We start from the raw sequence: 15,483 nt of genomic DNA on the forward strand, positions 1-15,483 counted from the left end.
GACGCGGGCCCGCTCGGCGGCGAGGGCGCCGGCGAGGTCGTCGAGGTCGGCGCCGAGGTGACCGACCTGCGCCCCGGCGACCGCGTCTTCGGTGTCTTCGTGGGCTGCTTCGGACCCGTCGCGGTCACCGACCGCCGCCTGCTGGCCCCGATGCCGGCCGGCTGGTCGTACGTCGAGGCCGCGTCCGTGCCGGTGGTCTTCCTGACCGCGTACCACGGGCTGGTCAACCTGGCCGGGCTCACCCGGGGCGAGTCGGTGCTGGTGCACGCGGCGGCCGGCGGCGTCGGCATGGCCGCCGTGCAGCTCGCCCGCCACCTCGGGGCCGAGGTGTACGCCACCGCCAGCCCCGCCAAGTGGGACGCCCTGCGCGCGCTCGGTCTCGACGAGGAGCACCTGGCCTCGTCCCGGACCCTCGACTTCGAGACCCGCTTCACCGACGCCACCGGCGGCCGGGGCGTGGACGTCGTGCTGGACTCGCTGGCCCGCGAGTTCGTCGACGCCTCGCTGCGGCTGCTGCCGCGCGGCGGGCGGTTCGTCGAGATGGGCAAGACCGACATCCGCGACGCCGCCCGCGTCGCCGTCGACCATCCGGGGGTGGCCTACACCGCCTTCGACCTGACCCTGCAGGAGCCCGACGAGGTGCAGCGCATGCTGGTCGTTCTGCTGGGGCTCTTCGAACGGGGGACGCTCACCCCGCTGCCCACCCAGGTGTGGGACGTCCGCCAGGCGCCGGAGGCGTTCCGGCACGTCAGCCAGGCCCGGCACGTCGGCAAGGTGGTGCTCACCATGCCCCGGGCGTGGAACCCCGACGGCACGGTGCTGCTGACCGGCGGCACCGGGACCCTGGGCCGGCTGGTCGCCCGGCGGCTGGTCGAGACGCACGGCGTACGGCGGCTGCTGCTGGTCAGCCGCCGCGGCGAGCGGGCCCCCGGCGCGACCGAGGCGCTCGACGAACTGCGGGCCCTGGGGGCCGAGGCCACGGTGGTGGCGGCCGACGTGTCCGACCGCGACAACCTCGCCGGGGTGCTGGCGGCGGTACCGGAGCGGCACCCGTTGACCGCCGTCGTGCACCTCGCCGGGGTGCTCGACGACGGGGTGGTCACCGCCCTCACCCCGCAGCGCGTCGACACGGTCTTCGCGCCGAAGCTCGACGCCGCGTGGCACCTGCACGAGCTCACCCGCCACCTCGACCTCGCCGGGTTCGTGCTCTTCTCCTCCGGCGCCGGAGTCTTCGGCGTCCCCGGTCAGGCCAACTACGCGGCGGCCAACGCGTTCCTCGACGCGCTCGCCCTGGCCCGCCGTGCGCAGGGGCTGCCGGGCCGGTCGTTCGCCTGGGGGCTGTGGGAGCAGGCCAGCGAGATGACCGCCAAGCTGGACCGGACCGATCCCCGGATCACCGCCCGTGACGGGCAGCTCGCCATCCCGTCCGAGCTGGGGATGGCCCTGTTCGACGCGGGCCTGCGGCTGGCCGAGCCGGTGCTGGTGCCGACGAGGATCGACGTCGCCGCGCTCGGCGAGCGGGCCGAGCGGCCCCCGGCGCTGCTGCGCGGGCTGCTGCGCCGGGAGCGGCCGACGGCGCGGGCGGCCACCCCGGCCGGCGGCGGGCGCACGCTCGCCGACGAGCTGGCGGCGCTGGACGGGCCCGAGCGCCACACCCTCGTGGTCGACCTGGTACGCGAGCAGGCGGCGAGCGTGCTCGGGCACGGCAGCCGGGTGGCGGTGGCCCCGGGCCGGGCGTTCAGCCAGATCGGCTTCGACTCGCTGACCGCCGTCGAGCTGCGCAACCGGCTGACCACGGCCACCGGCCTGCGCCTGCCGGCCACGCTGATCTTCGACTACCCGGATCCGAACGAGCTGGCCACGTACCTGGTGTCCGAGCTGGCGCCGGACACCGGACCGGCGGCCCCGCCGGTCCTCGCGGACCTGGAGAACCTGGAGCGCTCGCTGACCGAGGCCACTGTGGAACCGGAGCTGCACGACCAGATCGGGTCGCGCCTGGAGGTGCTGATCGCCAAGTGGCGGACGATGCGCGCCGGCACGGGCGGCGATCCCGACCTCGATCTCGAACTGGCCAGCGACGACGACCTGTTCGACCTCATCGACTCCGAACTCGGCATCTGATGGCCCTCCGGCCGCCCCGCCCGCCGCAAGCCGACCCCGTGTCCGACCGACCCCTGAGGAACCGATACCGATGCTGACGACCGACGTCCTGATCGTGGGCTACGGCCCCGTCGGTGAGATGCTCACGATCCTGCTGGCGCAGCGAGGGCTCACCGTCACGGCGGTCGAGCGGTGGGCCACTCCCTACAACTTCCCCCGCGCGGTGTCGTACGACGGGGAGGCGAGCCGTGTCCTGGCCGCCGCCGGCGTCGCCGACCGCCTCGGGCCGGTGGTGGAGTCGTCCGGCGAGTACACCTTCAAGAACGGCTTCGGCCGGACCCTGCTGCACGTCAAGGTCACCGGCAACGGCCCGATGGGCTGGCCCGACTCGGTCTCGTTCTACCAGCCGGGACTGGAGGCGCTGCTCGCCGAGCGGGGCGCGGAGCTGCCGGGTGTCACGGTGCTGCGCCCGTACCAGGTGACGGGCCTGGTCGAGCACGACGACCGGGTCGAGGTGACCATCGCCGGCCCGGACGGCGAGGAGGTCCGCGCGGCCCGCTGGGTCATCGGCTGCGACGGGGCCAACAGCTTCGTGCGGGAGCACCTGGGCAGCGGCGTCACCGACCTCGGCTTCACGTACGACTGGCTGGTCTGCGACGTGGTCCCGCACGAGGCCCGCGAGTTCAAGCCGAACAACCTGCAGGTCTGCGACCCGGCGCGGCCCCGCACGGCCGTGTCGGCCGGCCCGGGGCACCGGCGGTGGGAGTTCATGCGGGTGCCGGGGGAGAGCCGCGAGGAGTTCGAGAGCGCCGCCAACGTGTGGCGGCTGCTCGGCCTCTTCGACATCACCCCCGACAACGCCACCCTGGAGCGGTACGGCGTCTACACCACCCAGGCATGCTCGGCCGGGCGCTGGCGTTCCGGGCGGATCCTGCTCGCCGGCGACGCGGCGCACGTGATGCCGCCGTTCATGGGGCAGGGGATGAGTTCGGGCTTCCGCGACGCACTCAACCTCGCCTGGAAGCTCGACCTGGTGCACCGCGGCCTCGCCGACGAGGCCCTGCTGGACACCTACCAGGAGGAGCGCTGCGCGCACGTGCAGCACGCCATCCGGATGTCCATGGACTCGGGCACGGTGATCTGCGAGACCGACCGCGCCGCCGCGGCCGGCCGCGACGTCGCGATGCTCGCCGAGCTGCGCCGGCGTACCGCCCGCCCGCGCACCCGGTCCCTGCTGGAGCCCCTGTCCGGCGGGATCCTGCACAGCGGCTGCGAGGCCGCCGGCGCCCCGATGCCGCAGGGCCGCGTCGAGGTCGACGGCCGCGCCGGGCTCTTCGACGAGGTCGTCGGCACCGGCTTCGTCCTGCTCTGCGCCGAGGACCCCGACGACCTGCTCGACGCCGACGCCCGGGCCTTCCTGGACACGCTCGGCACGCGGGTCGTCCGGATCGTTCCCGCCGGCGCGCCCGTACCCGGATCCGGCGCCGCGCCGACCGCGTTCGACCTCGACGACGTGTACCTGCCCCACCTCAAGCGGTACGACGCGGTGGCGGTGCTCGTCCGGCCCGACTTCTACGTCTTCGGCACCGCCGCCGACCCGGCCGTCGTGCCCGCGCTCGTCGAGGATCTGCGCCGGCAGATCCGGCGCGGCTGATCGGCATCCACCCACCGGAAGGAACCGACATGTTCGAGAACCTGAAGATCGCCGGCCGGGCGATCCGCACGGTCTTCACCGCCGACCCCATCACCCGGGTCCGGCGCTTCTACGAGATCCAGTCACCCGACGTGGAGTTCGCGGCCCGCCGTACCCACTACATGAACGTGGGCTACTGGTCCGACGGGGTCACCGACATCGACACGGCCGCCGACGCGCTGGCCGACAAGCTGGCCGACGCCGCCGGGCTCAAGCCGGACGACACCGTGCTCGACGTCGGCTTCGGCTACGGGGACCAGGACTTCAAGTGGCTGCGGGAGCGCCAGGTCGCCAAGGTGTACGGCCTGAACATCACCCCGCACCACGTCGAGGCGGCACAGCGCCGGGCGCAGGAGGAGGGGCTCGCGGACCGGACCGACTTCCGGCTCGGCAGCGCCACCGAACTGCCCTTCGAGGACAACACCTTCGACCGGGTCGTCGCCCTGGAGTCCGCCTTCCACTTCTACCCGCGCAGCGCGTTCTTCGCCGAGGCGCTGCGGGTGCTGCGCCCGGGCGGCGTGCTCGCCACGGCCGACATCATCCCGGTCAGCGGCGACGTCGTCCGCGCCGCCATCCAGTCCGGCCCGCTGAGTTTCGTCAAGTTCAGCATCCCGAAGGAGAACTGGCACGACCGGGACACGTACCGGCAGCAGTTGGTCGAGGCCGGCTTCGCCAACCCGGAGGTCCGCTCGATCAAGGAGCAGACCTGGGAGGGCTGGCGGGCGTACATGGCCGAGCGGACCAACGACCCCGCGTTCCGGGCCGTCGTCAAGCCGGCCGTCCGCAAGAGCATGGCGGCCCACTGGAAGAACCAGGACCTCATGAAGCGTGAGCTGGCGCAGATGGACTACGTGATCGCGGTCGGCCACAAGCGGTGACACCGCGCACGGACGAGGGGCCCGCCGACCGGTCGTGACGACCGGCGGACGGGCCCCTCGTCCGGTGGGATCAGACCGCCGGCGCCGCGCTCAGTGCCGTCGAGATGGCCCGCAGGATCGCCGGCTGGTGCTCGGCGAGGAAGAAGTGCCCGCCCGGGTAGACCTTCAGGTCGAACGCCGCGGTGGTGTGGTCCGACCACGCCCGGGCCTCCTCGACAGTCGTCTTCGGGTCGTCGTCACCGGTGAGGACGGTGATCGGGCAGCTCAGCGGCGGCCCCGGCCGGTAGGTGTACCGCTCGGCGGCCCGGTAGTCGTTGCGGATCGCCGGCAACGCGGCGCGCAGCATCTCCGGATCCCCGAGGACGGCGGAGTTGGTGCCGCTCAGCTTCCGGACGTCGGCCAGCAGCCCCTCGTCGTCGAGCAGGTGCACCGTCTCGTGCCGTGACTTCGACGGCGCCCGGCGCCCGGAGGCGAACAGGTGCGCGACGCTGCCGCCGTCCTGCTCGATGAGCCGGGCGAGTTCGAAGCCGAGGCTGGCCCCCATGCTGTGCCCGAAGATGGCCAGCGGCTCGTCCCGCCAGGGCCGCAGCACGGTGAACACCTCGCGCGCGAGGTCGTGGATGTCGCCGATGCACTTCTCGTGGCGCCGGTCCTGCCGTCCCGGGTACTGGATCGACAGCACCTCCACGGCGGGGGAGAGAGCGCGGGACACCGGGAAGTAGAAGCTTGCCGACCCGCCGGCGTGGGGCAGGCACACCAACCGCCTCGCGCCGCCCGGAGCGGGGTGGAAGCGTCGCACCCACAAGCCGTTGTCGGTATCTGGCGTCGTCATCCTCTGGTGGTCCTTCCGGCGGCTGCGGTTGCCGACCGGATCGGCGCGGACCCGGTCGAGGCGACGCTAGTGCGACGGGTCGGGACCGGACACCCCTAGCTGGTCGGTTGCCTGGTTAGGGGTTGTCCGCGCTCGCGCGCAACCAATAACTTCTCCCGGCAGATGGGGATCTGCGTGGCTCTCGGCCGAGCGAGCCGAACGACAGATACAGGTGTCGCCTGAGACTTCTGCGCATTCGTACCGTCGCTTACGTCGAGTCTCCGCCGTGAATCGCGATGGGCTGGGTTGATGGACACCGAAGAGAAGCTCCGGGAGTACCTGAAGAGAGTCACCGCCGACCTGCGGCGGACCCGGCAACGGCTCCGGGACGTCGAGGCCGACGCGCAGCAGCCCATCGCGATCGTCGGCATCGGCTGCCGGTTCCCCGGCGGGGTGCGCACCGCCGAGGAACTGTGGGATCTCGTCGCGTCCGGCGGTGACGCGATCGCCTCCTTCCCCACCGACCGCGGCTGGGATCTCGACGCGCTCTACGACCCGGAGCGGTCCCGGCCGGGCACCTCCTCGGTCCGGGAGGGCGGATTCGTGGCCGACGCCGCCGAGTTCGACCCTCGGCTGTTCGGGGTCTCGCCGCGCGAGGCCCTCGCCATGGACCCGCAGCAGCGGCTGCTGCTGCAGACCTCGTGGGAGGCCGTCGAGACGGCGGGGATCGACCCCACAAGCCTGAAGGGCGCCCGGGTCGGGGTCTTCGCCGGCATGACCCACAGCGGGTACGCCCACCCGCCGGAGACCCCGCCGGCGGGCGTGGAGGACTACCTCGGCCTCGGCAACGCGGGCAGCATCGCCTCGGGCCGGGTGGCGTACTCGTTCGGGTTCGAGGGGCCGGCGGTGACTGTGGACACGGCGTGTTCGTCGTCGCTTGTGGCGTTGCACCTGGCGGTGCAGGCGCTGCGGTCGGGGGAGTGCGATCTCGCGCTGGCCGGTGGCGTGACGGTGATGCCCACTCCCGCGGTGTTCGTCGACTTCACCCGGCAGGGCAACCTGTCCCCGGTGGCCCGGTGCCGGGCGTTCGCCGACGCGGCGGACGGCACGGCGCTCGCCGAGGGCGTCGGTGTGCTGCTGGTGCAGCGCTTGTCGGACGCGCGACGCGACGGGCGTCGGGTGCTGGCGGTGGTGCGGGGTTCGGCGGTGAACCAGGACGGTGCGTCGAACGGTTTGACGGCGCCGAACGGCCCCTCCCAGCAGCGGGTCATCCGGCAGGCGCTCGCCAACGCCCGGCTGGGCGTCGCCGACGTGGACGTGGTGGAGGCGCACGGTACGGGTACGTCGTTGGGTGATCCGATCGAGGCGCAGGCGTTGCTGGCGACGTACGGGCAGGGCCGGGATGTGCCGCTGTTGCTCGGCTCGGTGAAGTCGAACATCGGTCATACGCAGGCGGCTGCGGGGGTGGCGGGCATCATCAAGATGATCTTGGCGATGCGGTACGGGACCGTGCCGGCGACGCTGCATGTGGATGTGCCGTCGTCGCATGTGGATTGGTCGTCGGGTGCGGTGGAGCTGGTGACCCAGGCGCGCGAGTGGCCGGGCGTCGAGCGCCCTCGGCGGGCGGGTGTGTCGTCGTTCGGCATCTCGGGGACCAATGCGCACGTGGTCCTGGAACAGCCGGAGGCCGAAGCCGATCCCGAGCCCGTCGCGGTGCCGGTGGGTGTGCCGGTGCCGTGGGTGGTGTCGGGGCGTTCGGAGCGTGCTCTGGTGGGGCAGGCGTCGAGGTTGGCGTCGTTCGTGCCTGGGTCTGGCGTGTCGTCGTGGGATGTGTCGTGGTCGTTGGTGAGGTCGCGGGCGGCGTTGGAGCACCGCGCGGTGGTGTGGGGCTCGGACGTGGACGAGCTGGTGGCCGGGCTGTCGGCTGTTGCCGAGGGCCGGTCGGTGGTGTCGGGTGTGGTGTCGGCGGGTCGTCGGGCGGTGTTGTTCACCGGTCAGGGTTCGCAGCGTGTGGGTATGGGCCGGGAGCTGTACGAGACGTTCCCGGTGTTCGCGCAGGCCTTCGACGGGGTGTGTGCGGGGTTTGAGGGTTTGTTGCCGCGTGCGTTGCGGGATGTGGTGTTCGCGCAGGCGGGGTCGGATGAGGCTGCCCTGGTGGATCAGACCGTCTTTGCCCAGGCGGGGTTGTTCGCTGTTGAGGTGGCGTTGTGGGAGTTGCTCGCGTCGTGGGGTGTGCGGGCTGATTTCCTGGCGGGTCATTCGATCGGTGAGGTGACGGCCGCGTACGTGTCGGGGATGTTGTCCCTGAGGGACGCGTGCACGTTGGTGGCGGCGCGGGGCCGGTTGATGCAGGCTCTGCCGTCGGGTGGGGTGATGGCGGCGGTGGGCGCGGCGGAGGAGGCTGTCGCCGAGCTGATCGCGTCGTCGGGTGTGGACGTGGCGGCGGTGAACGGTCCGGCGTCGGTGGTGGTGTCGGGTGCCGCCGGCGAGGTCGCTTCGGTGGTGGCGGCCTGCCGTGAGCGGGGTTGGCGGGTCAAGGAACTGGCGGTCAGTCACGCGTTCCATTCGCGGTTGATGGATCCGATGCTGGAAGAGTTCGCGTTCGGTGGTGGCGGGGCTGGACTGGCAGCCGCCGCGGGTGCCGATCGTGTCGAACGTGACCGGCGCGGTCGCGGACGCGGCGGAGCTGACCGACCCGGGCTACTGGGTGCGGCACGTACGCCAGCCGGTACGGTTCGCCGACGCGGTGCGCACCCTCCACCAGCAGGACGTCACCCAGTTCCTGGAGGTCGGCCCCGACGCCGTACTCACCGCCATGGCGCAGGACTGCGTCGAGGCGGCCGGCGAGGTCCGGTTCACCGCCACGATGCGCGCCGGGCACTCCGAGGCCGACACGCTGCGCACCGCCCTCGCCGAGTGGTACGTCACCGGCGGCCACGTCGACTGGACCGGATACCTCGCCGCCCTCGACGGGGCCGGCCCCGAGCGGGCAGCCGAGGCACGCCCCCGCGCCATCGCCCTGCCCACGTACGCCTTCGACCAGCAGCGCTACTGGCTCAACGCCAGCGCGGGGGTCGAGACGGCGCCCGGGCTCGGTGTCCGCCCCGTCGACCACGCGCTGCTCGGCGCCGCCGTACGCGTCGCCGACGACGACGTACGGGTGTTCGGCACCGAACTCTCCGTACTGACACACCCGTGGCTCGCCGAACACGTCGTCTGGGACTCGGTGGTGGTGCCCGGCGCCGCCCTGGTCGAGATGGTCCTGCACGCGGGCGCGCAGGTCGGCTGCGACACCCTCGACGAGCTGACCCTCCAGGCCCCGCTGGCGCTCGCCGAGGACGGCACCCGGGCGGTGCAGGTGAAACTGGGCGCGGCGGACGAGGACGGTCGCCGGACGGTCGCCATCCACTCCCGCGCCGCCGCCGACCCGGACGGCGAGTGGGACCGCCACGCGGCGGGCGTCCTCGCCCCCGCCGTACCGCAGCCCGACCGGTCCGATCCGGCGCCGTGGCCGCCCAGCGCCGCCACCGCCGTCGCGGTCGACGGGATCTACACCGAGCTGTCCCGTCTGGGCGTCGAATACGGCACCCTCTTCCGTGGCCTGCGCGCCGTCTGGCGCACCGGCGACGAGGTGTGCGCCGAGGTGGCGGTGCCCGACGGCGCCGAGGTCGCCGGCTTCGGCCTGCATCCCGCCCTGCTGGACGCTGCGCTGCACGTCGTCGGCCTGCTCGACTCCGACGCGGATGATGCCTCCGGCGTACGCCTGCCCTTCGCCTGGACCGGCGTCACCCTCTCGGCGGTCGGCGCGACCGCGCTGCGGGTACGCGCCCGGCGCAGCGGCGGCGGCGTGGCCCTGACCCTGACCGACCCGGCCGGCGCCCCCGTCGCCCGGATCGACTCCCTGGTCTCCCGCCCCGTCACCGCCGACCAGGTGCGCGGCGGTGACTCCGCAGCCGACCCGCTGTACGCCGTCAACTGGCAGAGCGTGCGGCCGGGTACCCCGGCGACCGTCCGGGTGGTGCTCCTCGGCGACGCGCCGTCCGACCTGTCCGAGATCGCCAGGTACAGGCTCGCCGAGCTGGCGGAGGCGGTCGACTCCGGCCGGATCGACCCGGAACTGGTGCTGCTCGCCGCGTACACCGACGACGAGGACGCCCCGGTTCCCGCCGCGACGCGGAGCCGGCTCACGGCGGTGCTGGCCGCCGTCCAGGGCTGGCTCGCCGACGACCGGCTGGCACAGCGGCGGCTGGTCGTGCTGACCCGCGGGGCCGTCGCCGCCGGCGACACCTGTCGTACGGGCGACCTGCCCGGCGCGGCGGTCTGGGGCCTGCTGCGCTCGGCCCAGGCGGAGCACCCCGACCGCTTCGTGCTCGTGGACCTCGACGAGGCGCGGCAGCCGGAGTCCTGCACCGTGGACCTGGTGGCCCGTGCGGTCGCCACCGGCGAACCCCAACTGGCGGTCCGGGACGAGCAGGTGCTGGCGCCCCGGCTCGCGCCAGCCGTCCTCGACCCGGCGCCGGCCGCCGCCCTCGACCCCGACGGGACGGTCCTGGTCACCGGGGCCACCGGCGCCCTCGGCGGTCTGCTGGCCCGGCACCTGGTCAGTACGCACAAGGTGCGCCACCTGCTGCTGTCAGCCGCCCGGAACCGAAAAAAAAAAAACACAGCGGAGCTGCTCACCGAGCTGACCGCGCTGGGTGCGCAGGCCCCGCCTGGTCGCCGCGGAGGATGGCGGACCGGGAACAAAAAAAAACGCGGTGCTGGCCGACGTTCCCGCCGAGCACCCGCTCACCGGCGTGGTGCACGCCGCCGGGCGTCCTCGACGACACGGTGATCTCGGCGCTGACCCCCGGCCGGCTGTCAGCCGTTCTCTCCGCCAAGGCCGACGCCGCCTGGCACCTGCACGAGCTGACCCGATCGCGGCCGCTGGCGATGTTCGTCCTCTTCTCGTCGGTCGCCGGTGTCCTCGGCGGCCCGGGGCAGGGCAATTACGCCGCCGCGAACGCGTTCCTCGACGGCCTCGCCGGGCACCGGCACGCCTGCGGCCTCGCCGCCACGTCCCTGTCCTGGGGCCTCTGGGCCGCGGACAGCGGGATGACGGGCGCACTCGACGCCGCACAGCGGCAGCGGATGAGCCGCAACGGCCTCAGCCCGCTCGGCACCGGCCAGGCGTTGCGCCTCTTCGACGCCGGCCTGCACGGTGGACGCCCCCACCTGGTGCCGGCGCTGCTCGACCTCGCCGCGCTGCGCCGCCAGGCCGACGCCGGCCAGCTCCCGGCGCCGCTGCGCGGCCTGCTCCGGGCCCGGCGACGCGTCGTCGACGGCGGCTGCGACAGCGGCCCGTCCTTCGCGCAGCGCCTCGCCGGCACGCCAGAGGCCGAAACGCGGCCGGCTAGTGGAGGACCTGGTCAAGGCGCAGGTCATCGAGGTGCTCGGCTACCCGCCGGCACCGTCGTGCCGTCCGGGCAGACGTTCACCGGCCTCGGCTTCGACTCGCTGACAGCCGTGGAGCTGCGCAACCGGCTGACCGCCCTCACCGGCATCCGGCTGCCGGCGAGCCTCATCTTCGACTGCCCCACGCCCGCCGCCCTCGCCGACTTCCTGCTGGTCGACGCCGCCCCGCCGAAGCCCGAACCGGGCCTGCTCGCCGAGCTGGACCGGCTGGAGGCCGCGTTCGCCGCGACCGCGCCGGAGGAACTGGAGCGGCTGGCCGCCGACGACGAGACGCGTACCGCCGTGGCGGTCCGCCTCCGGGCGCTGGTCACCCGGTGGAGCGACACCACCGACCGGCCCGACGACGTCGGCCAGGCCCTCGACGACGCCTCGGACGACGAGCTGTTCGACTTCATCGACCAGAAGTTCGGCCGATCCTGACCACGAGTCCGCCGCTTGCCCCTTAGCGACAGGTGATCAACCCGATGGCGAACGAAGCCAAGCTCCGCGAGTACCTCAAGCGCGTCACCGCTGACCTGCACGAGACCAGCGAGCGCCTGCGGGCCGTCGACGAGCAGAATCACGAGCCGATCGCGATCGTGGCGATGGGCTGCCGCTACCCGGGCGGGGTGCGGACTCCGGAGGCGCTGTGGCGGCTGGTCGAGTCCGGCGTCGACGCCGTCACACCCTTCCCGGCGGACCGGGGCTGGGACGTGGAGAGCCTCTACGACCCCGACCCGGACGCGCACGGCAAGTCGTACACCCGCGAGGGCGGCTTCCTGCACGACGCCGGCGAGTTCGACGGCGGCTTCTTCGGCATCTCGCCCCGCGAGGCGCTGGCCATGGACCCGCAGCAGCGCCTCCTGCTGGAGGTCGCCTGGGAGACGGTCGAGCGGGCCGGCATCGCCGCGGACTCGCTCAAGGGCAGCCGCACCGGCGTCTTCACCGGCGTCATGTACCACGACTACGTCTCCCGGCTCAACGGCGTGCCGCAGGAGGTCGAGGCGTTCGTCGGCACGGGCAACCACGGCAGCGTCGCGCAACCTTCTCCCCAGCCTATTTTAATCTAGCGGGTTCTCAAGCCTTGATTTGGGGGGTGGCTAACATGTATTTACGATGTGCCAATTGGCATACTGCTAATTTGAAAAAGTGAATATGGCTGATTACATGAGCACCACCAAATAAGATAGATACGACAAAGCGTCTCCCGGCTCCTTCTTTTGTAATCAACGCAGGTTTACCCAGGACTTAGGGGTTCATCGGGGAACTAGACTCAGCCCAGAGAGCTTGTCACTGCATAACACCCCTGTAGCACCGGCGAATACGGGGGGGTGAAACTGAAACACGTTCGGCTTCGAAGGGCCCGGCCGTCACCGTCGACACCGCCTGCTCGTCCTCAACTGGTGGCGCTGCACCTCGCCGTCCAGGCCCTGCGTTCCGGGAGTGCACCCTCGCGCTGGCCGGCGGCGTCACCGTCATGTCCAGCCCCGACACGTTCGTCGGCTTCAGCCGCCAGCGTGGCCTGTCCCCGGACGGGCGGTGCAAGTCCTTCGCGGCCACCGCCGACGGCACCGGCTGGAGCGAGGGCGCCGGGCTGCTGCTGCTGGAGCGGCTCTCCGACGCGCAGCGCAACGGCCACCGGGTGCTCGCCGTCGTGCGCGGCAGCGCGGTCAACTCCGACGGCGCCTCCAACGGCCTCACCGCTCCGCACGGCCCGTCGCAGCAACGCGTGATCCGCCAGGCCCTCGCCAACGCCCGGCTCGCCCCGGCCGACGTGGACGCCGTCGAGGCCCACGGCACCGGCACCCGCCTCGGCGACCCCATCGAGGCGCAGGCCCTGCTCGCCACGTACGGCCGGGACCGGGCCGACGACCAGCCCCTGTGGCTCGGGTCGATCAAGTCGAACCTCGGGCACACCCAGGCCGCGGCCGGCGTCGCCGGCGTCATCAAGATGGTCATGGCGATGCGTCACGGCGTCCTGCCGCGCACCCTGCACGTCGACGAGCCGTCCCCGCACGTCGACTGGTCGGCCGGCGCGGTGAGCCTGCTCCGCGAGCCGCGCCCGTGGCCGCGCGCGACGAGGCCCATGCGCGCGGGCGTCTCCTCGTTCGGTGTCAGCGGCACCAACGCCCACGTCATCGTCGAGGCCGCCCCGCCCGCGCCGCAGCCGGCCACCGACGCCGTCACCGGCCCCGACCCGCTGCCGTGGGTCGTCTCCGCGCGCAGCGCCGCAGCGCTCGGCGCCCAGGCCGACCGGCTGCGCTCCTGGCTCGCCGAGCACCCCGACGCCGCACCGGCCGCCGTGGGCCGGGCCCTGGCCACCGGCCGGTCCGTCCTGGAACACCGGGCGGTGCTGCTCGGCGCCGACCGGGACGAACTGCTCGCCGGGCTCGGCGCGCTGGCCGACGGGGTCCCGGCCCCGTCCGTGCGGCGCGGGGTCGCCAGTCCCACCCGCGTCGCCGTGCTCTGCACCGGCCAGGGCGCCCAGCGCGTCGGCATGGGCCAGCGGTTGTACGCCGCCTTCCCGGCCTTCGCCGACGCCTTCGACGCCGCCTGCGCGGAGCTGGACAGGCACCTCGACCGGCCGCTGCGCGGCGTGCTCGACGGCCCCGCCGACGTGCTCGACCGCACCGGGTACGCCCAGGCGGCGCTCTTCGCCATCGAGGTCGCCGCCTACCGGCTCGTCGAGTCCTGGGGTGTCGTGCCGGACTTCGTGGCCGGGCACTCGGTCGGCGAGGTGGCCGCCGCGCACATCGCCGGCGTGCTGTCGCTGCCCGACGCCGCCCGCCTGGTGGCCGCCCGGGGCACGCTGATGCAGGCGCTGCCCACCGGTGGCGCCATGGTGTCGATCCGCGCCACCGAGGCGGAGGTCCGCGCGCACCTGGCCACCGCCGGCGGGACGCCCGGCGCCGGGCTGGCCGCCGTCAACGGCCCGGAGTCCGTCGTCGTCTCCGGCGACGAGGACGCCGTGCTGGCGGTCGCCGCACACTTCGCAGCCCTCGGCCGCAGCACCAGGCGGCTGCGGGTCAGCCACGCGTTCCACTCCGCCCGCATGGACCCGATGCTCGACGCGTTCGGCGACGTGCTCGGGCAACTGACCTTCGCCGCGCCCCGCATCCCCGTGGTCTCCACCGTGACCGGATCGGTGCTCGACCCCGACGAGGTGTGCTCCCCGGCGTACTGGCTGCGCAACGTCCGCGACACGGTCCGCTTCGACGCCGCCGTGGCCACGCTGCGTGAGCTGGGTGTCGGCGCGTACGTCGAGGTGGGCCCGGGCGGAGTGCTCTGCGCGCTCACCCAGGAGATCGTCGGCGCGGACCAGGCGGTCTGCGCCCCCGTGCTGCGCGCCGAGCACGACGAGGCGACCACCGCCCTGGCCGCCGCGGCCACCGTGTGGGCCAGGGGCGTGCCGGTGAACTGGGCGGCCCTGTTCGCCGGCCCGCCCCTGCCGGTCGACCTGCCCACGTACGCGTTCCAGCGCGAACGCTACTGGTTGCTGCCCCTGCCGCAGCCCGCCGACGTGACCGCCGCCGGGCTGACCCCGACCGGCCACCCGCTGCTCGGCGCGGTGTTCCGCTCGGCCGACGGCGACGAGGTGACGCTCACCGGCAGGTTGTCCGTGGAGACCCAGCCCTGGCTGGCCGAGCACGCCCTGCGCGACGTCGTGCTCCTGCCCGGCACCGGGTTCGTGGAACTGGCGATGCGGGCCGGCGCGGAGGTCGGCGCGGAACGGCTCGCCGAGCTGACCCTCCAGGCGCCGCTGGTGCTGCCCGAGACCGGCGGCGTCGACGTGCAGGTCGCCGCCGAACGCACCGGCGGCGGAGCGTGGCAGCTCACCGTCCACGCCCGCCGCGCCGGCACCGACGACATCTGGGTACGGCACGCCACCGGCCTGCTCACCGAGGAGCCGGATGAGGACACCGGCACGCTGGCGCAGTGGCCGCCGAGCGACGCCACCTCCCTGGACGTGTCGGAGCTGGCCGGGCGGGCGGCACGGGCCGGGTTCGCGTACGGCCCGGCCTTCTCCGGGCTGCGTGCCGCCTGGCGCGTCGGCGCGGACGTGTACGCCGAGGTGGCGCTGCCCGAGCCGGCGGCCGGCGACGCCGGTGGGTACGGGCTGCACCCGGCGTTGCTCGATGCCGCCGTGCAGGCGGTCGGGCTGGGCATCGTCGACCCCGGCGAGGCCCGGATGCCGTTCGCCTGTCCGACGTGACGCTGTCCGCCCACGGCGCCGACCGCTGCGGGTGCGGTTGACCCCCACCGGTCCGGACACGGTGTCCATGCTGGTCGCCGACGCCACCGGTGCGCCGGTCGCCCGGGTCGGCTCCCTGGTGCTGCGGCCCCTGCCGGCGGGGGAGCTCACCGCCGGCGGGTCCGCGTGGCGGCGCTCGCTGTTCCGCCTCGACTGCTCCGGCACCCCGTCGCCGGGGGCGCTGCCGACGGCACGACCTGGGCGGTGCTCGGCGAACGTCCCGCCCCGCTGCCGTCCGGCCCGCCCGCCGCCCGGTACACCGACCTCGACGCGCTCCGCGACGCCGGGGTACCCGACGCCGTGCTGTACCCGGTGG

At 73.6% G+C, this 15,483-nt stretch carries 7 protein-coding genes and 2 pseudogenes; 8 read left to right on the forward strand and 1 reads right to left on the reverse strand.

Going from position 1 to position 15,483, the window contains the following annotated elements:
• The 3 genes from MCBG_RS30605 to MCBG_RS30615 all read left to right on the forward strand — a co-directional run.
• The coding region (locus tag MCBG_RS30605; protein WP_043329880.1) for a type I polyketide synthase at nucleotides 1-2,121 on the forward strand (2,121 nt) is incomplete at its 5' end.
• A gap of 70 nt (nucleotides 2,122-2,191) precedes the next feature.
• On the forward strand, nucleotides 2,192-3,754 hold the full coding sequence (locus tag MCBG_RS30610) for a bifunctional 3-(3-hydroxy-phenyl)propionate/3-hydroxycinnamic acid hydroxylase MhpA (RefSeq protein WP_043329882.1): 1,563 nt from the start codon (nucleotides 2,192-2,194) through the stop codon (nucleotides 3,752-3,754).
• A 29-nt stretch (nucleotides 3,755-3,783) separates the two neighbouring features.
• Nucleotides 3,784-4,671, forward strand: coding sequence for a class I SAM-dependent methyltransferase (locus MCBG_RS30615; RefSeq protein ID WP_043329884.1), 888 nt, complete (start codon nucleotides 3,784-3,786; stop codon nucleotides 4,669-4,671).
• Nucleotides 4,672-4,741: 70 nt separating this feature from the next.
• Here the strand turns inward: MCBG_RS30615 and MCBG_RS30620 are convergent, their stop codons facing one another.
• On the reverse strand, nucleotides 4,742-5,503 hold the full coding sequence (locus tag MCBG_RS30620) for a thioesterase II family protein (protein WP_043329886.1): 762 nt from the start codon (nucleotides 5,501-5,503) through the stop codon (nucleotides 4,742-4,744).
• A gap of 285 nt (nucleotides 5,504-5,788) precedes the next feature.
• On the opposite strand from MCBG_RS30620, the pseudogene MCBG_RS34565 reads away from it, so the two are divergent.
• From MCBG_RS34565 to MCBG_RS30640, 5 genes and pseudogenes are all read left to right on the forward strand, one after another.
• Nucleotides 5,789-9,353 (forward strand): annotated as a pseudogene (locus tag MCBG_RS34565) (type I polyketide synthase); the annotation flags it as partial.
• A gap of 603 nt (nucleotides 9,354-9,956) precedes the next feature.
• Nucleotides 9,957-10,316 (forward strand): KR domain-containing protein, encoded by a 360-nt coding sequence (locus MCBG_RS35400; protein WP_369799372.1) that lies wholly within the window; start codon nucleotides 9,957-9,959, stop codon nucleotides 10,314-10,316.
• The gene (locus tag MCBG_RS34575) at nucleotides 10,313-11,356 is read left to right on the forward strand and encodes a beta-ketoacyl reductase (protein WP_255358644.1); all 1,044 of its coding nucleotides are present in this window, start codon (nucleotides 10,313-10,315) and stop codon (nucleotides 11,354-11,356) included. Before MCBG_RS35400 ends, MCBG_RS34575 begins: the two co-directional genes overlap by 4 nt.
• 32 nt (nucleotides 11,357-11,388) lie before the next feature.
• Nucleotides 11,389-11,960: pseudogene (locus MCBG_RS30635) on the forward strand (beta-ketoacyl synthase N-terminal-like domain-containing protein); the annotation flags it as partial.
• Nucleotides 11,961-12,236: 276 nt separating this feature from the next.
• Nucleotides 12,237-15,128 carry a type I polyketide synthase gene (locus tag MCBG_RS30640; protein WP_084789657.1) on the forward strand — a complete coding sequence of 964 codons (2,892 nt, stop codon included), beginning with the start codon at nucleotides 12,237-12,239 and terminating at the stop codon, nucleotides 15,126-15,128.
• Nucleotides 15,129-15,483: the final 355 nt, after the last annotated feature.

The sequence above is a fragment of the Micromonospora sp. M42 genome, assembly GCF_000568915.1.
GTDB classification, from domain to species: domain Bacteria; phylum Actinomycetota; class Actinomycetes; order Mycobacteriales; family Micromonosporaceae; genus Micromonospora; species Micromonospora chalcea.

Excerpts from the sequence above, each read along its gene's own strand:
- MCBG_RS30620 (WP_043329886.1), bottom strand. The coding sequence starts at position 5,503 with ATGACGACGCCAGATACCGACAACGGCTTGTGGGTGCGACGCTTCCAC.
- MCBG_RS30615 (WP_043329884.1), top strand. The coding sequence starts at position 3,784 with ATGTTCGAGAACCTGAAGATCGCCGGCCGGGCGATCCGCACGGTCTTC.
- MCBG_RS30610 (WP_043329882.1), top strand. The coding sequence starts at position 2,192 with ATGCTGACGACCGACGTCCTGATCGTGGGCTACGGCCCCGTCGGTGAG.